Annotated in this window: 21 protein-coding genes and 1 pseudogene; 5 read left to right on the forward strand and 17 right to left on the reverse strand. The window is 75.4% G+C overall.

What is annotated here, in order from left to right:
* Nucleotides 1-60: 60 nt before the first annotated feature.
* A complete protein-coding gene (locus tag D7294_RS26705; protein ID WP_120684233.1) occupies nucleotides 61-510 on the reverse strand; it encodes a rodlin in 450 nt (149 codons plus the stop codon).
* 178 nt (nucleotides 511-688) lie between these two features.
* Nucleotides 689-1,513, reverse strand: a complete 825-nt coding sequence (locus D7294_RS26710; RefSeq protein WP_120684235.1) for a trans-aconitate 2-methyltransferase — start codon at nucleotides 1,511-1,513, stop codon at nucleotides 689-691.
* 88 nt (nucleotides 1,514-1,601) lie between these two features.
* On the opposite strand from D7294_RS26710, the gene D7294_RS26715 reads away from it, so the two are divergent.
* A complete protein-coding gene (locus tag D7294_RS26715; RefSeq protein WP_120684237.1) occupies nucleotides 1,602-2,099 on the forward strand; it encodes a MarR family winged helix-turn-helix transcriptional regulator in 498 nt (165 codons plus the stop codon).
* 119 nt (nucleotides 2,100-2,218) lie between these two features.
* A complete protein-coding gene (locus tag D7294_RS26720) occupies nucleotides 2,219-2,779 on the forward strand; it encodes a COG1361 family protein (RefSeq protein ID WP_120684239.1) in 561 nt (186 codons plus the stop codon).
* 27 nt (nucleotides 2,780-2,806) lie between these two features.
* Here the strand turns inward: D7294_RS26720 and D7294_RS26725 are convergent, their stop codons facing one another.
* The 11 genes and pseudogenes from D7294_RS26725 to rsmI all read right to left on the reverse strand — a co-directional run bounded on the left by D7294_RS26725 (nucleotide 2,807) and on the right by rsmI (nucleotide 15,830).
* Nucleotides 2,807-3,475, reverse strand: a complete 669-nt coding sequence (locus D7294_RS26725) for a LuxR C-terminal-related transcriptional regulator (protein WP_120684241.1) — start codon at nucleotides 3,473-3,475, stop codon at nucleotides 2,807-2,809.
* A gap of 355 nt (nucleotides 3,476-3,830) precedes the next feature.
* On the reverse strand, nucleotides 3,831-4,991 hold the full coding sequence (galK, locus tag D7294_RS26730) for a galactokinase (protein WP_120684243.1): 1,161 nt from the start codon (nucleotides 4,989-4,991) through the stop codon (nucleotides 3,831-3,833).
* The gene (gene galE, locus D7294_RS26735; protein WP_120684245.1) at nucleotides 4,988-5,986 is read right to left on the reverse strand and encodes a UDP-glucose 4-epimerase GalE; all 999 of its coding nucleotides are present in this window, start codon (nucleotides 5,984-5,986) and stop codon (nucleotides 4,988-4,990) included. The genes galK and galE overlap by 4 nt, the downstream gene beginning before the upstream one ends.
* Complete coding sequence (galT, locus tag D7294_RS26740; protein ID WP_120684247.1) at nucleotides 5,983-7,029, reverse strand: galactose-1-phosphate uridylyltransferase; 1,047 nt, start codon at nucleotides 7,027-7,029, stop codon at nucleotides 5,983-5,985. Before galT ends, galE begins: the two co-directional genes overlap by 4 nt.
* A gap of 162 nt (nucleotides 7,030-7,191) precedes the next feature.
* Entirely contained in the window at nucleotides 7,192-7,863 is a 672-nt protein-coding gene (locus D7294_RS26745) for a response regulator transcription factor (protein ID WP_120684249.1), read from the reverse strand.
* 217 nt (nucleotides 7,864-8,080) lie between these two features.
* Nucleotides 8,081-8,269, reverse strand: coding sequence for a hypothetical protein (locus D7294_RS31660; RefSeq protein ID WP_147450916.1), 189 nt, complete (start codon nucleotides 8,267-8,269; stop codon nucleotides 8,081-8,083).
* Between the two features lie 593 nt (nucleotides 8,270-8,862).
* Nucleotides 8,863-10,689, reverse strand: coding sequence for an ABC-F family ATP-binding cassette domain-containing protein (locus D7294_RS26755; protein WP_120684253.1), 1,827 nt, complete (start codon nucleotides 10,687-10,689; stop codon nucleotides 8,863-8,865).
* A gap of 687 nt (nucleotides 10,690-11,376) precedes the next feature.
* A pseudogene (locus D7294_RS26760) lies at nucleotides 11,377-12,276 on the reverse strand (4-(cytidine 5'-diphospho)-2-C-methyl-D-erythritol kinase); the annotation flags it as partial.
* 554 nt (nucleotides 12,277-12,830) lie between these two features.
* The gene (gene rsmA, locus D7294_RS26765; RefSeq protein WP_120684257.1) at nucleotides 12,831-13,697 is read right to left on the reverse strand and encodes a 16S rRNA (adenine(1518)-N(6)/adenine(1519)-N(6))-dimethyltransferase RsmA; all 867 of its coding nucleotides are present in this window, start codon (nucleotides 13,695-13,697) and stop codon (nucleotides 12,831-12,833) included.
* Nucleotides 13,694-14,536 carry a TatD family hydrolase gene (locus D7294_RS26770; RefSeq protein ID WP_120684259.1) on the reverse strand — a complete coding sequence of 281 codons (843 nt, stop codon included), beginning with the start codon at nucleotides 14,534-14,536 and terminating at the stop codon, nucleotides 13,694-13,696. The genes rsmA and D7294_RS26770 overlap by 4 nt, the downstream gene beginning before the upstream one ends.
* Nucleotides 14,537-14,981: 445 nt before the next feature.
* Nucleotides 14,982-15,830: a 16S rRNA (cytidine(1402)-2'-O)-methyltransferase gene (gene rsmI / locus D7294_RS26775; protein WP_120684349.1), complete on the reverse strand. Its 849-nt coding sequence runs from the start codon at nucleotides 15,828-15,830 to the stop codon at nucleotides 14,982-14,984.
* Between the two features lie 81 nt (nucleotides 15,831-15,911).
* On the opposite strand from rsmI, the gene D7294_RS26780 reads away from it, so the two are divergent.
* From D7294_RS26780 to D7294_RS26790, 3 genes are all read left to right on the forward strand, one after another.
* Nucleotides 15,912-17,633 (forward strand): dolichyl-phosphate-mannose--protein mannosyltransferase, encoded by a 1,722-nt coding sequence (locus tag D7294_RS26780; protein WP_174248449.1) that lies wholly within the window; start codon nucleotides 15,912-15,914, stop codon nucleotides 17,631-17,633.
* 123 nt (nucleotides 17,634-17,756) lie between these two features.
* Nucleotides 17,757-19,499: a penicillin-binding transpeptidase domain-containing protein gene (locus D7294_RS26785; RefSeq protein WP_120684261.1), complete on the forward strand. Its 1,743-nt coding sequence runs from the start codon at nucleotides 17,757-17,759 to the stop codon at nucleotides 19,497-19,499.
* 35 nt (nucleotides 19,500-19,534) lie between these two features.
* Nucleotides 19,535-20,488, forward strand: coding sequence for a ribose-phosphate diphosphokinase (locus tag D7294_RS26790; RefSeq protein WP_120684263.1), 954 nt, complete (start codon nucleotides 19,535-19,537; stop codon nucleotides 20,486-20,488).
* A gap of 158 nt (nucleotides 20,489-20,646) precedes the next feature.
* Here D7294_RS26790 and D7294_RS26795 read toward each other — a convergent pair whose 3' ends face one another.
* The 4 genes from D7294_RS26795 to D7294_RS26810 form a co-directional block, all read right to left on the reverse strand.
* Nucleotides 20,647-21,423, reverse strand: coding sequence for a hypothetical protein (locus tag D7294_RS26795; RefSeq protein ID WP_120684265.1), 777 nt, complete (start codon nucleotides 21,421-21,423; stop codon nucleotides 20,647-20,649).
* A 176-nt stretch (nucleotides 21,424-21,599) separates the two neighbouring features.
* Nucleotides 21,600-22,421 carry an energy-coupling factor ABC transporter ATP-binding protein gene (locus tag D7294_RS26800; protein ID WP_120684267.1) on the reverse strand — a complete coding sequence of 274 codons (822 nt, stop codon included), beginning with the start codon at nucleotides 22,419-22,421 and terminating at the stop codon, nucleotides 21,600-21,602.
* Nucleotides 22,409-23,176, reverse strand: a complete 768-nt coding sequence (cbiQ, locus tag D7294_RS26805; protein WP_120684269.1) for a cobalt ECF transporter T component CbiQ — start codon at nucleotides 23,174-23,176, stop codon at nucleotides 22,409-22,411. Before cbiQ ends, D7294_RS26800 begins: the two co-directional genes overlap by 13 nt.
* Nucleotides 23,169-24,281, reverse strand: coding sequence for an energy-coupling factor ABC transporter permease (locus tag D7294_RS26810; RefSeq protein ID WP_120684271.1), 1,113 nt, complete (start codon nucleotides 24,279-24,281; stop codon nucleotides 23,169-23,171). The genes cbiQ and D7294_RS26810 overlap by 8 nt, the downstream gene beginning before the upstream one ends.
* Between the last annotated feature and the right edge of the window lie 157 nt (nucleotides 24,282-24,438).

Raw genomic sequence — 24,438 nt, forward strand, 5'->3', positions numbered from 1 at the left:
GGGGGCCATAGGGCGCGGAGCACCGGTCAGAAGGCCGAAGAGCCCGGAGTTCCGCCGGCGTTACTTGCCGCCGTGGCCGCCGTGGCCGCCACGCAGGGCGACATTGTCGGAGCCGTTGTCGGAGCCGTTCTCCGACAGGATCGGAATGTCGTCGAGGAGGTGCGACAGCGGGTCGTCGCCGTCGACCTGCGTGGAGTTCTCCGTGCAGGCCTGCGTCGGCTTGCTGTTGAGGATGTCCTGGATGTTGACGATCTGCAGGATCGGAACAGCCACGTCGGTGTTCGTGAGGGGCACACAGACGTCGTTGAGCGAGCCGTTGACCAGCGACATGTTCGGGCTCATGTACCCGCCGGTGGTGGTGTTGCCGTAAAGCTTCGGCGAGTGGTTGCCGTTCACCGTCGCGGTGCTGTCGTCGTTGCCGTCGACCGCCATGGCCGGGCTCGCGGCGAGACCCGCGACACCGATCGCGGAAGCCATGACGGCGGCCGAGGCAAGCGTCTTCTTGAGCACTGGCTTGTCCTTCCGGAATTCTCTGGATGCCCTGTTCTTGAGCGCCCTGCTCAACGCCTCGGGGTGGATTCGGTTGCCGCCGTTCACCCGTTTCGCCCAAAGTCGTTGCTCTGTCGGTGCCTCGTTGACGAACGCCTGGATCGGCCCCGGCCGCGCGGTGCGCCGCGGGGCCGGTTTCTCAGCCGGGGCGTCTGGCCACGGCGAAGACACGCCGGAAGGGGAAGAGGGTGCCGTGCGGCCCGGGCGGGTAGGCGCCGCGCAGCGCCTCGCGGTACTCGGCCACGAAGGCGTCGCGGGCCGCGGGGTCCCCGTCCAGCGCGGTGAGCACGGGCCGCAGCCCGGTGCCCTTGACCCAGTCGAGGACGGGGTCCTCGCCCTTCAGGACGTGCAGGTAGGTCGTCTCCCAGGCGTCGACCTCGCAGCCGAGGCCGGCGAGCGCCTCGAAGTAGCCCTCGGGCGTCAGCACCGGGTCCGCGGTGCGCAGCACCCCGGCCAGCCGGTCGCGCCAGCGGGGGGCGGCGGCCAGCTCGCGCATCAGCGCGTGGCTGGGCGCGGCGAAGTTCCCCGGCACCTGGAAGGCCAGCACGCCGCCGGGGACGAGGCCCGCCACCCAGTCGGCGAAGCGGTCGACGTGCCCGGGGACCCACTGGAAGGCCGCGTTGGAGAAGATCACGTCCAGCGGCTCGGCCGGGTCGGGCCGCCAGGCGGCCAGGTCGGCGTGGGCGAAGCGGAGCGAGCCGCCACCCGCGGTGGGGCCCGCGTGGGCGCGGGCCCGCTCCAGCATGGCCGCCGAGTTGTCCAGGCCGGTGATGGCGGCGGCGGGCCAGCGGTGGGCGAGCAGCTCGCTCGGGCCGCCGGGGCCGCAGCCGAGGTCGGCGACGCGGGGGGCGGCGGTGGGCGGGTCGGGGACGCGGGCGAGGAGTTCGACCAGCGGGCGGTTGCGGTGCCCGCTGTGGCGCTGGTACTGGTCCGGGTCCCATCGGGTCTGCGGTACGTCTGCCATGGGGGCATCCTCCCCGCCCATTTATCTCGATGTCAAGAAACTTGTTGTCGTGAGACTTCACGTCGACAGAACAACTAGACTGGGCTCCATGGAGGACGAGGTTGACCGATTGGTGGCCGCCTGGCGGCGCGAGCGGCCGGATCTCGACGTGGAGCCGCTTGAGGTGCTGAGCCGGGTCAGCAGGCTCGCGCGCCATCTGGACCGCGCCCGGCGGCTCGCCTTCGCCGAGCACCACCTCGAGCCCTGGGAGTTCGACGTCCTCACCGCGCTGCGGCGCGCGGGCACCCCCTACCAGCTCTCGCCCGGCCAGCTGCTCACCCAGACCCTGGTGACCTCGGGCACGATGACCAACCGCATCGACAGGCTGGCCAAGAAGGGCCTGGTGGAGCGGCTGCCCGACCCCACCGACCGGCGCGGCGTCCTGGTCAGGCTCACCGAGGCGGGCCGGCGCCACACCGACGAGGCGCTGGCCGCGCTGCTCGCCCAGGAACGCGCGCTGCTCGGCGACCTCACCGCCGCCCAGCGGCGCGAACTCGCCGGTCTCCTCCGGGTGCTGACGGCCCCCTTCGACAACACCCCGGCCTGAGCCGGATCGACGTCCCGGCCCGCCGGCCGTACAACCCCGGGCCCGCGTCGGCGGTCACCAAAGGTGCGTCACTTTCCGTTCAGCAACGGTTCACCGCCGTTTTCGCCCGGGAGGCATCCATGGGACTCCGCCGCGCCGCCACTCTGCTCGCCACGACCGCCGCCCTCGCCTCGGCCACCGTGCTCGCCGCCGCCCCCGCCCAGGCCGCGCAGGGCATCCTGCCGGGCGGGGACATCGCCGCGGAGAACTGCGCCGACTGGGTCGACGAGGCGCCGCTCGACGTCAGGCTCGTGGAGATACCCGAGACCGTCCACCCCGGGGAGTGGGCGAGCCTCACCTACCGCGTCACCAACCGCTACCCGCACGCCGTCGACCGCCTGTACACCTGGATGGAGATCGGCGCCTACGACGCGGTCGGCAACGACGTCCAGACCACCGCGCAGTGGCGGGCCGCCTCCGGCGCCTGGCTCGACCTGCCCCCGGAGCCCGTCACGCGCGACGACTACTTCGGCCACACCGGCCGGCTCGCCCCCGGCCAGTCCGCCACGGCCCGCGTCCGCATCCTGATCACCGAGGACGCCCCCGAGTCCATCGGCTCCGCGGCGTTCATGGCCACCTGGGCCCACCAGGGCACCTGCTCGTACTACATCAGCGACCTGGAGTACCGAGTCGGCGACTGAGCCGGCCCGGCCCGCCGCGCCCCCGGCTCATTCGGCCGGGGGGACCCCCGCCCGGCGGGCCAGCGCCACGGCCGCGAGGGTGGAGTGGACGCCGAGCTTGCCGAGGACGTTCTGCATGTGGGTGCGCACCGTGTGCGGGGAGAGGTAGAGGCGCTCGGCGACCGCCTTGCGGCCGAGCCCGGCCAGCATGCAGCGCAGCACCTCCAGCTCGCGCGGGGTGAGGGACTCCACGAGCAGCTGGTGCTCGCTGCGGTGGCGGCGGTCGCGGTTCAGCTCCCGCAGCACGCCGGTGAGCAGGGCGGGCGGCACGTGCGTCTCGTCCCGCAGCACGCCCCTGATCACCTGGAGCAGCCGGGCGAGCGAGCTGTCCTTGGCGACCCAGCCGCAGGCCCCGCCGGTGAGCGAGCGGGCCGCGAGCCCCGCGTCGTCGTATGCCGCGAGCATGACAGGATGAAGGCCGGGGAAACGATCCCGCGCCGCGCCCAGCAGCTCCCCCTCGGCGTCGAGGTCCACGTCGAGCAGCAGTATGTCGTAGGACGGCTCGTGGCCGGCCCTGGTGCGTTCCAGGCACTGCAGGGCGGCGGGCAGGCTGCCGACGGCCGCCGCCTCCACGTCCTGCTCCGCGGTGAGCGCGGTGGCAAGCGACTCGGCGAAGATCCGGTGCTCGTCCACCACGAGCACCCGAATGCGGTCCACAGCCGCCACTGGTGAGACACCCCTCTTGGGACACCTTGCATTGACCCGGGCCGACCTGGCGGGCGCGACGCCGTTGCCCCTGCCCCGTAGACCGGACGGCCGCCGCCGCACAGCACCGGAACCGGGCCGTGGGCGCCGCACCCACCTGTCTCGCCCCCTGATCGGCACCGGCCCCCACCGGTGCTGTTCTTCAGGGTACGGCCGGGGGGCCGTGGCGGAAGTGGTTTCGCGGAAGTCGTCGGGCAGAACTCCCGGGAACTCCCGCGAAACCGGCCCGCCTCCGGCGAGGTTCCAGCGAACGTGGAGGACACGCACCGGCCCATGCCGGCACATTCCGCGACATTCCCGGTCCGGCTCAGCCGGCCAGGCGCTGCGCCCCCGCCGAGGGGATCGCCTCGAAGATCCGCGGGGCCGCGTGCCCGGCCGCGGCGAAGGCGTCGCCGATGGCCTTGCCCACCGTTTCCGCGGCGCTCTCCTCCACCAGCACGATGGCCGAGCCGCCGAAGCCGCCGCCGGTCATCCGGGCGCCGAGCACGCCGGCGAGCCCCCCGCCGGTGGCCGTGGCGACCACCAGGTCGAGCTCCGGGCAGGAGACCTCGAAGTCGTCGCGCAGCGAGGCGTGGCCCTCGGTGAGGATCGGGCCGATCTCCCGCGCGCGCCCCGCGTCGAGCAGCTCGATGACCCGCTCCACGCGCCGGTTCTCGGTGACGATGTGCCGCACCCGGCGGCGCACCACCGGATCGCCGAGGCGGGCCAGCGCCTCGTCGAGGCCCTCGAAGGGCACGTCCCGCAGGTACCCGACCCCGAGCGCCCTGGCGCCCGCCTCGCACTGCGCGCGGCGCTCCGCGTACGCCCCGTCGGCGTGGCTGTGCTTGACCCTGGTGTCCACCACCAGCAGCCGCAGCCCTTCGAGCGCCATCGCGAAGGGGACCTGGCGCCGGTGGAGGTCGCGGGTGTCCAGATAGAGGACGTGGCCCGCGTCGCAGCAGGCGGAGGCCATCTGGTCGAGGATGCCGCAGGGCATGCCGACGAAGTCGTTCTCGGCCACCTGGGAGAGGCGGGCGAGCCGCTCGGCCGGCAGGCCGAGGCCCTGCAGGTCGCTGAACGCGAGGGCGGTGACCACCTCCAGGGCGGCCGAGGAGGAGAGTCCGGCGCCCACCGGCACGTTCGAGGAGAACGAGACGTCGGCGCCCGTCAGCTCGTGGCCCGCCTGCTGAAGGGCCCAGGCCACCCCGGCCGGGTAGGCGGCCCAGCCGGCGACCGACCGCGGCCGCAGCTCGTCCAGCCGCAGCTCGACCTGCCCGCCGGGCATGTCCCGCGAGTGCAGCCGCAGCAGCCGGTCGGCGCGGCGGGAGACCGTGGCCGTGGTGGTGTGCGGCAGCGCGAGGGGCATCACGAAGCCCTCGTTGTAGTCGGTGTGCTCGCCGATCAGGTTGACCCGCCCCGGCGCCGCCCACACCCCCTCGGGGGCGCCGCCGAACGTCTCCTGGTGTGCCTCGACGGCGGCGCCGGTCACCTGTCCCGCCCCTCGCGTCGCGCGAACTCCCAGGCGTCCGCGATGATGTCGCCCAGATCGGTGCGGCTGGGCCGCCAGCCCAGGCGCTCGCGGGCGCGTTCCGCCGAGGCGACCAGGACGGCCGGGTCGCCCGCGCGGCGCGGGGCCTGGACCTCCGGGATCGGGTGCCCGGTGACCCGGCGGGCGGCCTCGACGACCTCGCGCACCGAGAAGCCGTTGCCGTTGCCCAGGTTGCAGATCAGGTGCTCGCCGGGGGCGGCGGCCTCCAGCGCCAGCAGGTGCGCCTCGGCCAGGTCGTCGACGTGGATGTAGTCGCGCACGCAGGTGCCGTCCGGGGTGGGGTAGTCGGCGCCGTAGACGGAGATCGCCTCGCGCCGCCCCTGCGCCACCTGCAGCACCAGGGGGATCAGGTGGCTCTCCGGGTCGTGCCGCTCGCCGAGGCCGGCGCGGCCCGCGGCGTGCGCCCCCGCGACGTTGAAGTAGCGCAGCGAGACGGCGGCCAGGCCGTGCGCGGCGGCCTCGCTGCCGATCATGTGGTCGACGGCCAGCTTGGTGGCGCCGTACGGGTTGGTGGGGGCGCAGGCCGCGTCCTCGGTGATCGGCCAGCCGGCCGGCTCCCCGTAGACGGCGGCGGTCGAGGAGAAGACCAGGCGGCGGACGTGCGCCTCGCGCATCGCGGCGAGCAGTTCCGTCGTGCCGCCGACGTTGTTGCGCCAGTACTTCTCCGGGTCGGTCACCGACTCGCCGACCTGCGAGGAGGCGGCGAAGTGCAGCACCGCGTCGAAGCCGCCGTGCACGTGCTTGGCGGCGTCCTGAATCCTGCCCTCGACGAACTCCGCCCCGGCGGGGACGCCCGCGCGGAAGCCGGTGGAGAGGTCGTCGAGCACCGTCACCCGGTGCCCGGCGGCCAGCAGGTGCGCGGCCACGGCGCCCCCGACGTATCCGGCTCCCCCGGTCACCAGGTACGTGCCCGGCCTGCCGTTCGTTTCGGTCACTTGCCCGTCGCCACCTCTCGCAGCCGGTCGGCAGCCGCCTCCGGCAGTACATCGCTCACGAAGGCCCCCATGCCCGACTCGGAGCCCGCGAGGAACTTCAGCTTGTCCCGGCTGCGGCGAATGGTGAACAGCTCAAGGTGCAAGGCGAAGTCCCCCCGGTCCTCGATGCCGAACGGCGCCTGATGCCAGCCGGAAATATACGGCGTCGGCCCGGCCCCCTCGCCGAAGATCCGGTCGAAGCGGCGCAGCAGCTCCAGGTAGACGGCCGGGAAGCCGGCGCGCTGCGCCTCGTCGAGGGCGGGCAGGTCGGGCACCCGGCGCCGCGGGTACAGGTGCACCTCGTAGGGCCAGCGGGCGGCGTACGGCACGAAGGCCGTCCACTCCTCGGTCTCCAGCACCACGCGGCGGCCCGACTCCCGTTCCGCGGCCACCAGTTCGTCGTAGAGGTTGCCGCCCGTGCGGCGCTTGTGGGCGGCGGCGGCGCGCAGGGCGCGTTCGGTGAAGGGCGTCACGAAGGGGTAGCCGTAGATCTGGCCGTGCGGGTGGGCGAGGGTGACGCCGATCTCGGCCCCGCGGTTCTCGAAGCAGTACACCTGCCGGACGCCCGGGTGCGCGGCCAGCTCGGCGCTGCGGTCGGTCCAGGCGTGCAGCACCAGGGCGGCCTGCTCCTCGGTCAGGCCGGCGAAGGAGGCGTCGTGGTCGGAGGTGAAGCAGACCACCTCGCAGCGGCCCCGGCCGCCGCCGAAGGAGGGGAAGCGGTTCTCGAAGACGGCGACCTCGTAGTCGGCCGCCGGTATCTCGCTGAGGCTGTCGCCGCGCGTGGGGCACAGCGGGCACTGGTCGGCCGGCGGGTGGTAGGTGCGGCCCTGCCGGTGGGCGGCGTAGCCGACGTGCTCGTCGAGCAGCGGGTTGTGCCGCACCTCGGAGACGGAGACGGCCGGCGGGAGGGGACGGCGGTCGAGCGCGTCGCGGACGGCGTCGTCGCGCGCGTCGTAGTAGATGAGCTCACGGCCGTCGGCCAGGCGGGTCGTGGTCCTCTTCATCACCCAGTCCAGATCCGGCGCGTTCGGCGCACCACTCAGCGGACTCCAACAGAATCAAACATAAGGAAGCATACCGGTGCGGCGGCAGTCAACGCAGGCCGCCCCCGTACCCCGGCCACGGACCGGCCCGGACCCCGCAGGGCCCCTGCCGGGACGCCGCCCTCAGCGGCGCTCGGGCAGGTGGTCGAGCAGCCCGGTGCGCACCGCGAGCGCCGCGGCCTCCAGGCGGGAGGCCGTGCCCAGCTTGGTCAGCAGCCGCTGCACATGGGTGCGGGCGGTGCTGGGCGCGACGCCGAGCCCCGCGGCTATCCGGCGGGTGTCCTCCCCGTCCACGATCCGCGCCAGCACGTCCGACTCCCGCTCGGTGAGCAGCGCCGCGAGACGGGCCCCCTCGGCGCCAGGACCGCTGCGCGGGTGCAGCAACTCGCCGAACGCCTCCGCGAGCAGCTGCGGCGCCACCGCGGCCTCGCCGGCCCGCGCCTTGGTCATCGCCCGCTCGACGCCCTCGATCCGCTCGTCGTGCCGCACGTATCCGCGGGCGCCGGCCGCGAAGGCCGCCGCCACCCCGCGCGGGCGGGGCACGGGCCCGAGCACCACCACCGCCACCCGCGGGCTCTCCCGCCGTATCCGCAGCAACGGCTCGAGCGCCCCCGGCGCCTCGGGCGCGCCCGAGCCGAGCAGCAGCACGTCCGGCTGCTTGCTGAGCGTCAGGTCGGCCGCCCTGGCCACGGGAGCCCCGGCGCCGAGCACCCGGTGCCCGCGCACCCGCAGCGCCGAGGCCAGCGCCTCGGCGACCAGCCGCCTGTCGTCCACGACCACGACCCGCACGCTCATCAGCACTCCCCCACCGCCCCCCGCGGTCCGGACGGCTGGGCCGATCCGGCGCTCGGGGCAACGATCTGGACTGGGACCCGGACCGGGCGCCACGCCGCCCGGCGTGCGCCACGACCGGCGCCGCCCGCGCGGCGGAGCGCCCGGCCATACCGAAGTGTTCCCTGGGACGGCGGGGCCTGATCACGCTTCGGCCGGCTTCCCCGCCCAGGCCGCCGCCTCATCCGCCCGCGGCCAGCCAGACGGCGCCCGCCGCCGCGAGCAGCGCGGCGAGCACGAAGCTGAACAGCAGCACGCGCCCGGGCGTCAGCCCGCCGCGCCACGTCCCGGCCGCGAACCCCGGCGGCTGCGGCGGCACGGCGGCGCCCGGCGGCACGGCCCCCGGCGGCGCAACGGGCGGCGAGCCCACGGGCGGCACAACGGACGGTGGCACAACGGGCGGTGGCACGGCCGGCGGCGAACCCGCGGGCGACACGACGGGCGGCGGGGCCGCGGGGGACCCCGGCGCGGGCGCGTAGGGCGGCGCGCCGGACCCCTGGGCGGGCCCGAAGGACCGCGGCGGCACCCCGTACCCGCCCGGCCGGTAGGGGTGCGGCGGGCCCGGCGCGTGGGCGGGCGGCGGCTGCGGCGCGGCGTGGCCCGGGGGCGGCTGCGAACCCTGCTGCGGATAGCCGTAGCCGGGCTGCCCCGGCACCCCGCCGGGGACGGCGGGCGGCGCGGTCGGCGGCGTTCCCGGGTCGGGCGCGGGCACCGGAACGCCGCCGGGCGCCGGAGGGGGCCGCCGGCCGCCCGGCGGCTGCCGGCCGGGGGGCGCCCCCTCGGGCTGGTGCGGCGGTGACGGCTGAGACATCGATCCCCCTGGGCCGGGACAGTCGACGGGGTGAGGCGGTGGCCGCTCCGGAACGCCGGGCGCTCGCGGACAGGGCCGGAACGGGGCGCCGGAGAGCCCTTTCTACCATCGGACACCGCCCCGCGACCGGCGGTTCCCGCGGCGGCCCGCCCTCAGGAACCGTCCGCGAGCTCCAGCCAGCGGGTTTCCAGCTCGTCGCGCTCCTTGGCCATCTCCCGCAGCTCGGCGTCGAGTTCCGCGACCCGCTTGAAGTCGGTGGCGTGCTCGGCGATTTCGCCGTGCAGCTGCGCCTCGCGCTCCCCGATGCGGTCGAGGCGGCGCTCGATGCGCTGGATCTCCTTCTGCGCGTTCCGCGACAGCTGCGCCGGCTTGGCGGCGGGCTTCGCGACGGGCGCCCGCCCCGCCTCGCCCCCCGGCGCGGCGGACCCCGCCGGGGCACCGGCCGCGCGCTGCGCCGCCCGCCGCTCCAGGTACTCGTCGACGCCGCGCGGCAGCATCCGCAGCCTGCCGTCCCCGAGCAGCGCGTACACCCGGTCGGTGACGCGCTCCACGAAGTACCGGTCGTGGCTGACCACCACCAGGGAGCCGGGCCAGCCGTCGAGGAGGTCCTCCAGCTGGGTCAGGGTCTGGATGTCCAGGTCGTTGGTCGGCTCGTCGAGGAACAGCACGTTCGGCTCGTCCATCAGCAGCCGCAGCAGCTGCAGCCGCCGCCGTTCCCCGCCGGAGAGGTCCCCGACCGGGGTCCACTGCCGCTCCTTGCCGAAGCCGAACCGCTCGCACAGCTGCGAGGCCGTCAACTCCCGGCCCTTGCCCAGGTCGACCCGGGCACGGACCTGCTCCACCGCCTGAAGCACCCGCCACTGCGGGTCGAGTTCCGCCACCTCCTGCGAGAGGTAGGCCAACCGCACCGTCTTGCCCACGGTGATGCGGCCCTCGCTCACGGTCCCGGAGGCGAGCGCCCGCAGCAGCGTCGTCTTGCCCGCGCCGTTCACCCCCACCAGGCCGATCCGGTCCCCGGGCCCGAGCTGCCAGGTGAGGCCGGTCAGCAGCTCCCGCTCCCCGGCCCTGAGGGTCACATCCGTCAGCTCGTAGACCGTCTTGCCGAGCCTGGCGCCCGCGAAGCGCATCAGCTCCGCCTCGTCGCGCGGCGGCGGCACGTCCTCGATCAGCGCGTTGGCCGCCTCGATCCGGAAGCGCGGCTTGCTGGTCCTGGCCGGGGCGCCACGGCGCAGCCAGGCCAGCTCCTTGCGCACCAGGTTCTGCCGCCTGGCCTCCTCGCTCGCCGCGATCCGCTCCCGCTCGGCGCGGGCGAAGACGTAGTCGCTGTAGCCCCCCTCGTAGGCGTACACCGTCCCGCGCTGCACGTCCCACATGCGGGTGCACACCTGGTCCAGGAACCACCGGTCGTGGGTGACCACCACCAGCGCGGAACGCCGGGACCTGAGGTGGCCGGCGAGCCAGGCGATGCCCTCGACGTCGAGGTGGTTCGTCGGCTCGTCGAGCACGATGAGGTCCTGCTCGGCGATCAGCAGCTTCGCCAGCGCGATCCGGCGCCGCTCGCCGCCGGACAGCGGCCCGATCACCGTGTCCAGGCCCTGCGGGAAGCCCGGCAGGTCCAGGGAGCCGAACAGGCCCGTCAGCACATCCCTGACGCGGGCGTCGCCCGCCCACTCGTGGTCGGCGAGCTCGCCGATCACCTCCTGGCGCACGGTGGCCGCCGGGTCGAGCGAGTCGTGCTGGGTGAGCACCCCGAGGCGCAGCCCGCCGGAGTGGGTGACGCGCCCGTCGTCGGGCGGCTCCTGCCGGGCGAGCACCCGGACCAGGGTGGTCTTCCCGTCGCCGTTGCGGCCGACGACGCCGATCCGGTCGTCCTCGCCGACGCCGAGGGAGACGCCGTCGAGGAGGGTTCTGGTGCCGTAGATCTTGGTGACGGACTCCAGGTTGGCGAGGTTCCTCGCGGGCGTGGTCGGCGACGGCATGAAACTCCTAGCGGGAACGAACCCCTCCAGGGTAGCCGGGGGCCCGCCGTGGGCGTCCGCCGCTGCTCCCCACCCCCCGCACCCCCGCCCCCGGGCCGCCGCGGCGGCCCGGCCGGCGAGGGCATCGCCGCCCTCACGGCCACGCGCCGAACGGCCACGCGCCGAGTTTCTTTCGTCGACGGGAATGGCCTCAACAACGGCGCCCGGCCGTTGCCCACCCCGAGAAGTCGTACGCGGCAGCAGCTGCCTCTCTGACCCCCACCACCCCGAGACCCGCCACCCCCGTATCCACCGGCCCGCACCCCCACCCACCCCGGAACGGCGCCCCACCACCCAACACCCCGCAGACAGCCAACCCCCCGCCACCCACGGCACCCCTCCCTCCGCAGCCGGCCTCCCCCTCGTGCATCCGCACGACGCCGCACCCGACCGACCACCCGCCACGTAGACCGCCCACAGACCCCGCCCCCCAACGCACGCCGCAGCAACCACCCCGGCATGCTGACTTCGCCCGCCGCGCCCCGCGCCCCCAGCGCAGGATCGCGGCCCGCGACCAGCGCCATGGTGGCGCGCCCCACGACCCCCAGCGCAGGACCGCGCCCACGGCCAGCGCCATGGTGGCGCGCCCCGCGACCCCCCGCCCAGGGTCACGCCCGCGGCCAGCGCCACGGGCGCGTCCCACGCCCCTCAGCGCAGGACCGCGCCCGAGGCCGGCGCCGTGGTGGCCCGGGCCGCCCGGCAGGTACCCGAGGCTTCGAGAGAGGCGGCCAGGGCCGCGGCCGCATCCGCGTCCGCCGCGAGAAAGGCGCAGGTGGGTCCCGAGCCGGAGACCAGGCCCGCCAGGGCCCCGGCGGCGCGGCCCGCGGCGAGCGTGTCCGCGAGCGAGGGCCGCAGGGCGAGCGCGGCGGGCTGCAGGTCGTTGGCGAGGCGGGCCGCCAGCGCCCGCGGGTCGCCCTCGCGCAGCGCGGCGAGGAGCGCGGGATCGGGCTCGGGCTCCGGCACGGGGGCCGCGCCGCGCCGCCGGTCGCAGGCCCGGTAGACCTCGGGCGTGGACAGGCCGCCGTCGGCCAGCGCGAACACCCAGTGGAACGTGCCCGACACCGGCACCTCGGTGAGCAGTTCGCCGCGCCCCCGGCCGAGGGCCGCCCCGCCCACCAGGCTGAAGGGCACGTCGGAGCCGAGCCGCGCGCACAGCTCCAGCAGGACGTGGCGCGGGGTCGCGGTGCCCCAGAGCGCGTCGCAGGCCAGGAGCGCCCCGGCGGCGTCCGCGCTGCCGCCCGCCATGCCGCCGGCCACGGGGATGTCCTTGGCGATGTGCAGGCGCACGTCGGGCGCGCGGCCGTGGTGCGCGGCCAGCAACTCGGCGGCGCGCACGGCCAGGTTGCCCCGGTCCAGGGGAACGCGGTCGCTGCCGGGCCCCTCGCAGGTGACGGCGCAGCCGGCGCCTGGACCTGCCGGGGCCGCCGTGACGTGGTCGTACAGGCCGACCGCGAGGAAGACGTTGGCCAGGTCGTGGAACCCGTCGGGCCGCACGCCGCCGACCGCGAGCTGGACGTTGACCTTCGCCGGCACCCGCACGGTGACCGCGCGCTCCCCCTCGGGGGCCGTGCCCGGCGAGGTGCCGGGCGCCCTTGCCGGCGCGTTCCCCGGCGCACCCGGTGCGCGTCCGGCCGAACGCCCCGGTGAACGACCGGACGCGCTCCGGGACGCACTCCCGGACGCACTCGGGGATGCGCCCGCGGCCGGGCTCCCGGACCCGCTTCCGGATGCACCCGCAGCCGAACTCCCGGTCGGAGCAGCCGAGGACGCTCCGGTGGACGCTCCGGTGAAAGACCCCATGAACCCGCTTCCGGCCGATCGCAACTCCCGCCCGCCGCACGCCGCGCGGGCCGCCCCAGTCTAGGACCAGGGCGGCAGCCGCCCCGGGGCCCGGGGAGTCCGCGGACGCCCCCGGGAGCCCGCGGACGCCTCCGTGGTCCGGCGAGTTCGCGGACGCCCCGAGAGCCCGGGAAGCGCCGGAACGCCCCCGGAAGCCCGGGAAGCCACGCAACGCCCCCGGGAGCCGGAGCCCCGCACCGCCGCCGGGAGCCGGGAGCCCGCGGAACGCCGCCGCGAGGGCGGCCCGCGCCGGGGAGCCGCGGCTACGCGCCGCGTGCCTTCCACTCGGCGAGGCGGGCGAACTCCGCCACGGTCAGCTGCTCGCCCCGCGCTCCGGCCGCCACCCCCGCGGCGGCGCAGGCCGCCTCGGCCCCCGCCGCGGAGCCCGCCCAGCCGGCGAGCGCGGCCCGCAGCGTCTTGCGGCGCTGGGCGAAGGCCGCGTCCACGACAGCGAAGACCTCCTCCCGGCTCGCCGCCGTGGGCGGCGGCTCGCGGCGGGTGAGGGCCACCAGGCCCGAGTCGACGTTCGGGGCCGGCCAGAAGACGGTCCGCCCGATCGCCCCGGCCCGCCGCGCGTGCGCGTACCAGGCGGTCTTGACCGAGGGCACCCCGTACACCTTGCTGCCCGGCCCGGCGGCCAGCCGGTCGGCCACCTCGGACTGCACCATCACCAGGGCCCGCCTGATCCCGGGGAAGGTGGCCAGCAGGTGCAGCAGCACGGGAACGGCCACGTTGTAGGGCAGGTTGGCGACGAGGGTGTCGGGGGGCGGCCCCGGCAGCTCGGTGACGCGCAGCGCGTCGGCGTGCACCAGCGCGAAGCGGCCGGCCCGCCCGGGCAGCCTGGCCTCGACGGTGGCGGGCAGCGCGGCGGCGAGCACGTCGTCGATCTCGACGGCGGTGACGTGGCCCGCGGCGCCGAGCAGGGCGAGGGTGAGCGAGCCGAGCCCGGGACCGACCTCAAGGACGCTGTCCTCCTCGCCGACCTCGGCGGCGCGGACGATGCGCCGCACGGTGTTGGCGTCGATGACGAAGTTCTGCCCGCGCTGCTTGGTGGGCCGCAGGCCGAGCGCCGCGGCCAGCTCGCGGACGTCCGCCGCGGTCAGCAGCGTGCCGGAGGCGGCGGCGTTCACCCGAAGGCCCGGACGGTGTTGGCCGCGACGTGCCGGGCGAGCTCCTCCTCGGCCATGCCCTTGACCTGGGCCATCGCCCGCAGCGTGACGGGGATGAGGTAGGGCGCGTTGGGGCGGCCGCGGAAGGGCGCGGGGGTGAGGAAGGGGGCGTCGGTCTCCACGAGCAGCAGCTCGGGCGGCGCGGCGGCCAGGGCGTCCCGCAGGGGCTGCGCGCTGGCGAAGGTGACGTTGCCGGCGAAGGACATGAAGTAGCCGTGCTCCGCGCAGACCTCGGCCATGGCGGCGTCGCCGGAGAAGCAGTGGAAGACGGTGCGCGCGGGGGCGCCCTCCTCCCGCAGGATGCGCAGCACGTCCTCGTGGGCGTCGCGGTCGTGGATGACGAGCGTCTTGCCCAGCTCCTTGGCCAGCTCGATGTGGCGGCGGAAGGAACGCTGCTGGGCCGCGACCCCCTCCGGACCGGTGCGGTAGTAGTCCAGGCCGGTCTCGCCGAGCGCCCTGACCTCGTGCCGCGCGGCCAGCTCCGCGATCTCCGCCAGGGCGGCGTCCAGGGCGCCCTCGCCGTCCAGCCGGGGGGCCTCGTTGGGGTGGAGGGCGACCGCGGCCCAGATCGCCTCGTGCCGGGCTGCGGTGTCGACGGCCCAGCGGGCGCCCGGCAGGTCGCAGCCGACCTGGACGAGCCGGGTGACGCCGACCGAGGCGGCCTTGGCCAGGGCCTCCTCGACGCCGGCGCCGCGCTGCATGTCGAGGTGGGTGTGCGAGTCGGCGACCGGCACGGCCAGCGGCTCGGGCAACGGCGGCGGAACGGTCTCCCGCGCCTTGGCCTTGGCGGACTTGGGCATGCCCCGCATCCTACGGCGCCCCACCGACGGCCCCCTCGAAGCGGCTGCCGCACACGGGCTTCAGGTGCGCGGGGGCGACGCTGCCGCGCGCAGGCCCCGAACACCCGGATAGGCGGCGAGCGGGCGGCAACGCGCCGGCCCAAGCGGGACCGGTTGGCCTGGGCGGGCGGCGCCGAGGCAGCCCCCCAGCGGCCCACGCCCCAGCGGCCCGGGGCCGGGCGCCGGGGCCGGGAGCCGGACGCCGGGGGCCCAACGCCGCGGGGCCGGACGCCGCGGGGCCGGACGCCGGGCCTTGGCCGGGCCGGGGTGCCCGGGCCGGAGGCCGGGCGCCGGACGCCGGGGGCCCAACGCCGCGGGGCCGCGACGCCGCAGGGCCGCAGGGCCACCGGGCCGCAGGGCCACCGGGCCGCAGGGCCGACGCTGCGGGGGCCCGGCAAGGGCAGCCTCAGGGCAGAAGGGGCCGCTTTGCCGCCACGACGGCGTCGAAGACCTCCCGCTTGGGTACCCCCGCCTCGCGGGCGACGTCCGCGATGGCCTCCTTGCGGCGCTGCCCCAGGTCCTCCCTGGCGGCCACCCGCCGCGCCAGCTCGGACGCCGCCACCTCGGGCGCCTGCTCCGCCGCGCCCGCGACCACGATCGTGATCTCGCCGCGCACCCCGGCCTCGGCCCAGGCGGCCAGTTCGGCGAGCGACCCGCGCCGCACCTCCTCGTAGGTCTTGGTCAGCTCCCGGCAGACCGCGGCCCGCCGCTCGGGCCCGAAGACCTCGGCCATGGCGGCCAGGGTCGCGGCCAGCCGGTGCGGTGACTCGAAATAGACCAGCGTGCGGCGTTCCCCGGCCACCTCGCGCAGCCGTGCCGCCCGCTCCCCCGCCTTGCGCGGCGGGAAGCCCTCGAAGCAGAACCGGTCCACCGGCAGGCCGGAGACGGCCAGCGCCGTCAGCGCCGCCGAGGGACCCGGCACCGCCGTGACCTGCACGCCCCGCTCCACCGCCGCCGCCACCAGCCGGTAGCCGGGGTCGGATACCGAGGGCATTCCGGCGTCGGTGACCAGCAGCACGCGCGCCCCGCGCGCGAGTTCCTCGGCGAGCTCCGGCGTGCGCGCCACCTCGTTGCCCTCGAAGTACGACACCACGCGCCCGCCGAGGCTCACCCCGAGCCCCTGTGCGAGGCGCCGCAGGCGGCGCGTGTCCTCGGCGGCGACCACGTCGGCCGCCGACAGCTCCGTGGCCAGCCGCGGAGAGGCGTCCGCGAGGTCGCCGATGGGCGTTCCGGCAAGTACGAGGGTCCCTGTCACGCCCTCATCCTCGCGCATGCCGGGCCCTTGGCCGCCGGTGCTCACGTGGGCCACATCCCCCGGATGCCAAGATGGCCCGTGATGAGCAGCCAGACCGTGACCGAGGCCGGCCCCCGGCCGGACCAGGAACCAGCCGACGGCTGGGGGCGGCGCCTGCGCCGATTCGGCTACGTTCCCCCGGCCTCGGCGGGCGTGCGGGAGAGGCTGGTGCCGCCCTTCCCCGAGCCCGGCACCCGGCTGTGGCAGTACTTCGGCATCGCCCCGGCGACCGCCGCGCGGCTGGCCAGGCTCAGCGGGTGGGGCGGGCCGCTGCTCGTCGCCCTGTTCGCGGGCGTGCTGCGCTTCACCCGCCTCGGCTCGCCGAACGCGGTCATATTCGACGAGACCTACTACGCGAAGGACGCCTGGTCGCTGCTCAAGACCGGCTACGAGACCGAGTGGCCGGACGACGCGAACGACCGGATCATCGCCGGGCACCCGCCGCTGACGGACGAGGCCGCCTTCGTGGTGCACCCGCCGGGCGGCAAGTGGGTCATCTCCGTGGGCGAGTGGCTCTTCGGGCTCAACCCCTTCGGCTGGCGCTTCATGGTGGCGCTGCTCGGCACCCTCTCGGTGCTGATGCTGTGCCGCATCGGCCGCCGCCTCTTCCGCTCCACCGTGCTCGGCTGCCTGGCCGGCCTGCTGATGGCCGTGGACGGCCTGCACTTCGTGATGAGCCGCACCTCGCTGCTCGACCTGGTGCTGATGTTCTGGCTGCTCGCCGCGTTCGGCTGCCTGCTCGTGGACCGCGACCTGTCCCGCGCGCGGCTGGCCGCGGCGCTGCCCGAGGGCGAGGACGGGCTGCTGCGCCCGGACGCAAAGATCGCCGAACGGCTCGGCCTGGGCTGGCGGCCCTGGCGCATCGCCGCCGGGCTGTGCCTCGGCATGGCCTGCGCCACCAAGTGGAACGGCCTCTACGTGCTCGCCGCCTTCGGCCTGCTGACCGTGCTGTGGGACGCCGGCGCCCGCCGGGTGGCCGGCGCCCGCCGCCCGCAGGCGGCGGCGCTGCGCCGGGACGTGCCCAAGGCGTTCTGCTCGCTGGTGCCGGTGGCCCTGGCGACCTACCTGGCGTCCTGGGCAGGCTGGTTCGCCACCTCGGACGGCTTCTACCGGCAGTGGGCCGAGCGGCAGGTGGACGGCGAGCCCGCGGGCAGCTCGTACTCCTGGGTCCCGGCGCCGCTGCGCAGCCTGTGGCACTACACGTCGGAGGTGTACCAGTTCCACATCCACCTGACGTCGAGCCACGACTACCAGTCGAACCCCTGGAGCTGGCTGGCCACGACCCGCCCGGTGACCTACTTCTACACCTCGAAGGAGCCGGGCGAGGACGGCTGCCGGTACGCCAGCGGCTGCTCCCGCGAGGTGCTCGCGCTCGGCACCCCGCTGCTGTGGTGGACGGCCTGCTTCGCCCTCCTGTACGCCCTCTACCGCTGGCTGTTCCGCCGCGACTGGCGCGCGGGCGCGGTGCTGTGCGCGGTGGCGGCCGGGTACCTGCCCTGGTTCCTGTACCAGGAGCGGACGATCTTCTACTTCTACGCGGTCGTGCTGGTGCCGTTCCTGTGCCTGGCGGTGACGATGATGATCGGCGCCCTGCTCGGCCCGCCCGGCTGCCCGGAACGCCGCCGCGTCGCGGGCATCGTGGCCGTCGGCGTCCTGGTCCTGCTGATCGTCTGGAACTTCATCTACTTCTACCCCATCTACACCGGCATGGAGATCTCGGTCGACGGCTGGCGGGCGCGGATGTGGCTGGGGTCGTGGGTGTAGGGGTGGGTTCCTCCCGGGGGGACGGGATACCGCGGGTAGCCGGTAGGCTGCGCTAAGCCAGCGGATTTCGGGGCGTTCGGTGGGCCTTCGGGCCCTTCTAGGGGCAGGGCGGGCAATTCGGTGATGGGGAGCAGACGGCGGGTCGCCGTCGTGAGTGGGGTGTGCGCGGCGGCGGTGGCCGTCGCGCTCGGCGCGTACAGCCTGCTGGGCGGGGAGGGCGGCACGAGCAATGTGGCCGCGGCCTCGGACGGCGATGCGGCGGGGGCCGCGAGCGCCGGGCCGCCCACCGCCGAGGAGGTGACCGCGACCGCGGCGGCGTTCCTGCGGGCGTGGCAGGCGGGCGACGCAGCCGCGGCGGCGGCCCTGACCGACGATCCGCGGGCGGCCGAGGCGGCGCTCGGCGGCCTGGCCGGCCACGTGTCCCTCTCCGGCCTGCGCCTGACCCCGGGCACGCCCGCCGGCGGGGAGCCGGGGCGGGTGCCGTTCTCCTTCGCGGCGCACGTCTCCTACGATCCGGCGCAGGCCGAGGACGCGGAGGAGTCCGGGGGGTCGGGGCAGTCCGCCGGAGCCGGGGAGTCCGGGGACGGCGCCCCGGGCGGGGGCGGCTCGGCCACCGAACCCGTGGAGTGGGGCTACGACTCGGAGCTGACCGTCGTCAGGGACGAGGCGAGCGGCGAGCCCGTGGTGGCCTGGTCGCCCGAGGTGCTGTACCCGGGCCTCGCCGAGGGGCAGGCCATCGAGGCCGGTCCGCTGGCCGAGGAGGCGCCGATTCAGGTGCTCGACGTCAACGGCGAGGAGCTGACCGCCGAGGAGCACCCGGCCCTGGCCGGAGTGCTGTCCGACATCAGGGAGCGGTACGCCGAGGAGGCGGGCGCGAGCGCGGGTGCCGAGCTGCGGATCGTGGACGAGGACGGCGAGCGGGTGGAGCAGCTGCTCGAACTGGAGGAGCCGGCCGCGGGGGAGGTGCCCACCACGATCGACCCGGTGCTGCAGCGGGCCGCCGAGCAGTCGGTGGCCGAGCACGGCACCGCGGCGGTGGTGGCAATCCAGCCGAGCACCGGCGCGATCCGGGCCCTGGCCAACGCCCCGGCCGACGGCTTCGACACGGCGCTGGAGGGTTCCTACGCGCCCGGCTCCACGTTCAAGATCGTCACCGCCTCGCTGCTGATCGACCGGGGCCTGGCCTCCGCCGACGCCCCGCACCCCTGCCCGAAGACCTTCGAGTTCGGCGGCTGGCCGTTCCACAACGACGACGACTTCGAGATCGAGGGCGGCACCTTCGCCGACAGCTTCGCCGCCTCCTGCAACACCGCGTTCATCAGCCAGGCGCCGGAGCTGTCCGACAGCGACCTCGGCGACCAGGCCCGGGACGTCTTCGGGCTCGGCCTCACCTGGAGCGTGGGGGTGACCTCGATGGACGGCCAGGTGCCCACGCAGCACGACGCGCAGATGGCGGCCTCGCTGATCGGCCAGGGCGGGGTGCGGATGAACCCGCTGAACATGGCCTCCGTCTCGGCGACCGTGCAGCACGGCAGCTTCCTCCAGCCCTACCTGGTGCCGCCGGACTTCGACGGCCGCACGCTGGCGCAGGCCGCCAGGACGCTCTCCTCCTCGACGCAGTCCCAGCTGCGGCAGTTGATGCACCGGACGGCGGTGAGCGGCACCGCGGCCGAGGCGATGGCCGGGGTCGGCGGGGACTTCGGCGCCAAGACCGGCTCGGCCGAGGTGGACGGGCAGGAACGGCCCAACGCCTGGTTCACCGCCTACCGCGACGATCTCGCGGCGGCCGCCGTGGTGCCCGACTCGGGGCACGGCGGCGACAATGCGGGACCGATCGTCGCGGACGTGCTGACCGCCGCGCCGTAAGGTTGCCCCAGGGACGACTGGGGAAGGACCGGACCATGCGGGATATCGCCGTCTTCAGCGGCAGCGCCCATCCGGAGTTGGCCGCGGAGGTCTGCGCGCACCTGGGGGTCCCGCTCCGGCCCACCAGGGTCGACAGGTTCGCCAACGACTGCCTGCAGGTGCAGTTGCAGGCCAACTGCCGCGAACGGGACGTGTATCTGATCCAGCCGCTGGTCAGGCCCGTGCAGGAGAACCTGGTCGAGCTGCTGCTGATGCTGGACGCGGCGCGGGGCGCGTCCGCGGCCCGCACGACGGTGGTGCTGCCGCACTACTCCTACGCCCGCTCGGACAAGAAGGACGCCCCCAGGATCTCCATCGGCGGGCGGCTGATCGCCGACCTGATGGTGACGGCGGGGGCGAGCCGCATCCTGGCCATGACCCTGCACTCGCCGCAGGTCCACGGCTTCTTCAGCGTCCCCGTGGACCACCTGCACGCCCTGCGGGAACTCGCCGCGCACTTCCACGGCGAGGACCGGGCGCGGCTGCGGAACTCGGTGGTGGTCTCCCCCGACCTGGGGAACGCGAAGGAGGCGGCGGCGTTCGCGCGGCTGCTCGGCATCCCGGTGGCCGCGGGCGCGAAGCAGCGGTACGCCGACGACCGGGTGGAGATCAGCTCGGTGATAGGGGAGGTCACCGGCCGGGACGTGATCGTGCTGGACGACGAGATCGCCAAGGGCAGCACGGTCTTCGAACTCCTCGGGAAACTCAGGGGGTTGGGGGTGGCCTCGATCCGGGTGGCCTGCACCCACGGGCTGTTCGCGCAGGGGGCGCTGAAGCGGCTGAGTGCGGAGGAGGACGTGCGGGAGATCGTCTGCACCAACACGGTGCCGATCCCGGACGAGGAGCGGACGGAGAAGCTGACGGTGCTCTCGATCGCGCCGGCGCTCGCGGAGGCGGTGCGGCGCATCCACAACGGCGAGTCCGTAAGCGCCCTCTTCGACCAGCCGTAACCGGCGGCCCCGCCCCCGGGCGGCCCCCGGACGCCGGGAGCGGCGCCCCGCACGCCGGGGGCAACCCGGCCGGGGGCGGCCCCGCAGACGCCGGGGTTCCCGGGCGCCCGGGGGCGATCCGGCCGGGGCCGCCAGGGCCCCCGGCCGTCCGGTGACCCTCAGCCGCATACTCCGGAGACGCGGGTCGGCGAGCTGTAGTTGACCGCGCGGTCCACGGTGTCGGTCCAGCCGATGGCGGGGCCGGTGGAGGTGATGCCGAGGCTGCCGATCGAGGTGTCGTTCCAGGTGTGGGCGAAGGCGGCGCGGGCCGTCAGCTCGGTGCAGGGGCCGCTGCCCTCGAAGACCAGGGCGGAGCGGCCGGTGGCCACGTTCATGTCGGTGGCCGACTTCTGCGGGGCGATGAGGAAGCCGACGCCGTGCTCGTTGACGTCGGCGGCCTCCTCGCTGCTCGTGTTCGGGTACTGGGAGGTCAGGCCGCTGTGGTGGACGACCTGGAGCACGGGGTTCACCGGCACGTCGAACCAGGTGGCGACGGCCTGGTTGCCCGTCATCGGGGCGGCGGGGAGGGTGGTGAAGGACCAGTCGGTGATCGCGACCCAGCGGTCGACGCCGTCCACCACGGCGATGGTGTAGAGGTCGGGCGCCGCGACGGTGAGGCCGTCCACGTGCGGGATGCCGCCGCCCCCACCCGCCAGGGGCCGCACCAGGCAGGCGCGCTGGGCCAGGGCCCGGTCGACCTCCGCGTCGCCGCCGCCCCGGGCGCGTACCTGGTCGATCAGCGTGAGGAGGGTGCCGAGGCCGGACTCGGTGTCGAGGGAGATGTCAGGTTCGCAGCCGGCGGCCTGCTGGGCCCGGGCCGCGGTGGGGCCGCCGAAGAGGAGGAGGGCGAGGGTGACCAGGGCCGCCAGGGCGGCCGTTTGGGCTCTGCGGCGCACGGCGCCTCCCGTTCCCGATGTATCGATTTGGGGACAAGTGTGCTCCTGGGTGCGGCGGGGTTCAATGACGCTGCGGCGATACGGCGGGCTGCCGGTGGGCCGACGGAGGGGGCGCAAGCGCCCGCCGGCCGCCGCCGCCCGCCGGCCTTCGCCGCCCGGCGTGCGGAGGGGCCGGCTCAGCGGCGGGCGGCGCGCGGGTCGAAGCCGAAGGGCAGTTCGAGGCGGTGGCGGCGCAACAGGTCCTCGTCGGCGAGGAGTTCGGCCGTGGGCCCGTCCGCGGCGATCACGCCCTCGCTGAGAATGACCGAGCGCGGGCACAGTTCGAGCGCGTACGGCAGGTCGTGGGTGACCATGAGGACCGTCAGGTCCAGCGAGAGCAGGATCTCGGCGAGTTCCCGCCTGGCGGCCGGGTCGAGGTTGGCGGAGGGCTCGTCGAGGACGAGGATCTCCGGGTCCATCGCGAGCACGGTGGCCACGGCGACGCGGCGGCGCTGCCCGAAGGAGAGGTGGTGCGGGGGCCGGTCGGCGAAGCCGGCCATGCCGACCCGCTCCAGAGCCCGCGTCACCCGGGCCTCCAACGCGGCGCCCCGCACGCCCGCGTTGGCCGGGCCGAAGGCCACGTCCTCGCGCACGGTCGGCATGAACAGCTGGTCGTCCGGGTCCTGGAAGACCAGGCCCACGCGCCGCCTGATCTCGGCGAGGGTGTCCTTGGCGACGGGCAGGCCGCCGACCCGGACGCTGCCGGCGCCCGCGGTGAGGATGCCGTTGAGGTGCAGGACCAGGGTCGTCTTGCCCGCCCCGTTGGGGCCGAGGAGGGCGACCCGCTCGCCGCGCGGGACGGACAGGTCGACGCCGAAGAGCGCCTGGTGGCCGTCGGGGTAGGCGAAGGCGAGCCCCGCGACCTCAAGGGAGAGCGGCGCCTGCCCGCCGCCGCGGGGTCCGGCGTCCTCGCTCCTGCCGCCGGGTTCACGCTCGTCGGTGGTGCTCACAGGGACCATCCCAGCACACACACCGCGAGCGCCGCCGCCGGGAGGGCCACCGCGCCCGCCCACTGGGCGCGGGAGGCGGTCAGGTGGTCGATGACCGGCATGGTGCCGGCGTAGCCGCGGCTGAGCATCGCGAGGTGGACCCGCTCGCCGCGCTCGTAGGCGCGGATGAAGAGCGCGCCCGCGGTCTTCGCCAGCACGCCCCACTGCGCCGGGCCGCGGGCCCGGAAGCCGCGGGACTCGCGGGCGATCCGCATCCGGCGCAGCTCGTCGGAGATGACGTCGGCGTACCTGAGCATGAACGAGGCGATCTGCACCAGCAGCGGGGGCAGCCGCAGCCGCTGGAGGCCGAGCAGGACGGCGCGCAGCTCGGTGGTGGCGGCGAGCAGCACCGAGGCGGCGACGCCGAGGGTGCCCTTGGCCAGGATGTTCCACGCGCCCCACAGCCCCGACTCGCTCAGCGAGAGGCCGAGTACCCGCACCTGCTCGCCCTCGGCGATGAAGGGCAGCAGCAGCGCGAAGGCGACGAAGGGCACCTCGATGAGCATCCGGCGCAGCACGAAGCCGGCGGGCAGCCGGGCCAGGGCGGCGACGCCGGCCAGCAGCGCGGCGTACAGGCCGAAGGCCCAGACGGCCTCGCGCGGGGTGGCGACGGCGATCAGCACGAAGGAGAAGACGGCGATCAGCTTGCAGTGCGCGGGCAGCCGGTGCACCGGCGTGTCCCCCGGGCGGTAGAGGCGCTGGGCGTGCCCCCCGTGGTCAGGCATGTCCGCCCGCGCTCGCGGCCGCGCCCTCGTGGCCCGCCTGCACGGCCCGCGTGGGGCCGTCCGTCGGCCTGCGGCGGCGGACGGCGAAGAAGACCGCGGAGCCGAGGCCCAGGGTGACGGCGACGCCGGCCGCCCCGGCAAGTCCGGTGGAGAGGCGCTCGTTGTCCACGTCGCGGACCCCGTAGTCGGCCAGGGGCGAGTCGGCGACGTCGCTTTCGCGCTCGGCGGCCGAGATGCCCTCGTCGTTGGCGACGCGGTTGAGGCCGTCGGGCTCGGCCGAGGCGTAGAAGCTGACGAACGCGGCGAGCACCACGGCGACCGCCAGGCCGCTCAGCCACACGGGCCGCAGCGAACGCGCCGGGGCGGGCCCGGCCGGGGCGGCGGCGGGCGCGGCGGGTTCGGCCGGCTCGGGGCGGGGCCCCGGGACGGCGCCGCCGCGGATCTCCAGCGGGCGGCGGACGGCGGCGGAGGCGCCGCGGACCAGGTCGGGCCTGACCGCGAGGACGGCGCCCACGGTGACGGTGGTGATGACCGCCTCGCCGATGCCGATCAGCAGATGCACGCCGACCATGGCGGTGAAGACCCGGCCCAGCGAGACGTCCTCGGTGCCGCCGAGGGCGTAGAGGCCGGTGAAGCCGATGGCGGCGACCGGCACCGAGACCAGCGCGGAGACGAAGGTGGCCACGCTCACCGCCCGCCGGCCTCCCGGCAGGACGCCGAGCAGCACCCGGAACAGGCCGTAGCCGACGACGACGGTGACCACGCCCATCAGCGTCACGTTGGTGCCGAGCGCGGTCAGGCCGCCGTCGGCGAAGAGCAGCCCCTGCATCAGCAGGACGACGGCCATGCACAGCACGCCGGTACACGGCCCGACGAGGACGGCGGCGAGGGTCCCGCCGAGGAGGTGGCCGCTGGTGCCCGCGGCGACCGGGAAGTTGAGCATCTGCACGGCGAAGACGAAGGCGGCCACGAGGCCGGCCAGCGGCGCGGTGCGCTCGTTCAGCTCGCGGCGGGCGCCGCGGAGGGAGACGGCGACGGCGGATGCCGCCACCACGCCGGTGGCCACGGAGACGGGCGCGTTGAGGAAGCCGTCGGGGACGTGCATGGCGTTGTCTCGCTCTCTGGGCGCGGGGACGTCTCACCCCGTCGCTCTGTCGATGGTGCTGCCGACAAATAAAACGCTCTTGCGAGAGATTCGCAAGAACGATTACCCAACAGCTGCCCCACGCACGCGCAACGGAGCCCGGCACCCGCCCCGAGGA

This window comes from Streptomyces hoynatensis (assembly GCF_003626535.1).
GTDB classification, from domain to species: domain Bacteria; phylum Actinomycetota; class Actinomycetes; order Streptomycetales; family Streptomycetaceae; genus Streptomyces; species Streptomyces hoynatensis.

Bases quoted from the DNA above. Each gene is read 5' to 3' on its own strand.
- D7294_RS26710 (WP_120684235.1), bottom strand. From the start codon at position 1,513: ATGGCAGACGTACCGCAGACCCGATGGGACCCGGACCAGTACCAGCGC.
- D7294_RS26715 (WP_120684237.1), top strand. From the start codon at position 1,602: ATGGAGGACGAGGTTGACCGATTGGTGGCCGCCTGGCGGCGCGAGCGG.
- D7294_RS26720 (WP_120684239.1), top strand. From the start codon at position 2,219: ATGGGACTCCGCCGCGCCGCCACTCTGCTCGCCACGACCGCCGCCCTC.
- galT (WP_120684247.1), bottom strand. From the start codon at position 7,029: ATGAAGAGGACCACGACCCGCCTGGCCGACGGCCGTGAGCTCATCTAC.
- D7294_RS26745 (WP_120684249.1), bottom strand. From the start codon at position 7,863: ATGAGCGTGCGGGTCGTGGTCGTGGACGACAGGCGGCTGGTCGCCGAG.
- D7294_RS26755 (WP_120684253.1), bottom strand. From the start codon at position 10,689: ATGCCGTCGCCGACCACGCCCGCGAGGAACCTCGCCAACCTGGAGTCC.
- D7294_RS26770 (WP_120684259.1), bottom strand. From the start codon at position 14,536: ATGCCCAAGTCCGCCAAGGCCAAGGCGCGGGAGACCGTTCCGCCGCCG.
- D7294_RS26780 (WP_174248449.1), top strand. From the start codon at position 15,912: ATGAGCAGCCAGACCGTGACCGAGGCCGGCCCCCGGCCGGACCAGGAA.
- D7294_RS26785 (WP_120684261.1), top strand. From the start codon at position 17,757: ATGGGGAGCAGACGGCGGGTCGCCGTCGTGAGTGGGGTGTGCGCGGCG.
- D7294_RS26790 (WP_120684263.1), top strand. From the start codon at position 19,535: ATGCGGGATATCGCCGTCTTCAGCGGCAGCGCCCATCCGGAGTTGGCC.
- D7294_RS26800 (WP_120684267.1), bottom strand. From the start codon at position 22,421: ATGGTCCCTGTGAGCACCACCGACGAGCGTGAACCCGGCGGCAGGAGC.
- cbiQ (WP_120684269.1), bottom strand. From the start codon at position 23,176: ATGCCTGACCACGGGGGGCACGCCCAGCGCCTCTACCGCCCGGGGGAC.
- D7294_RS26810 (WP_120684271.1), bottom strand. From the start codon at position 24,281: ATGCACGTCCCCGACGGCTTCCTCAACGCGCCCGTCTCCGTGGCCACC.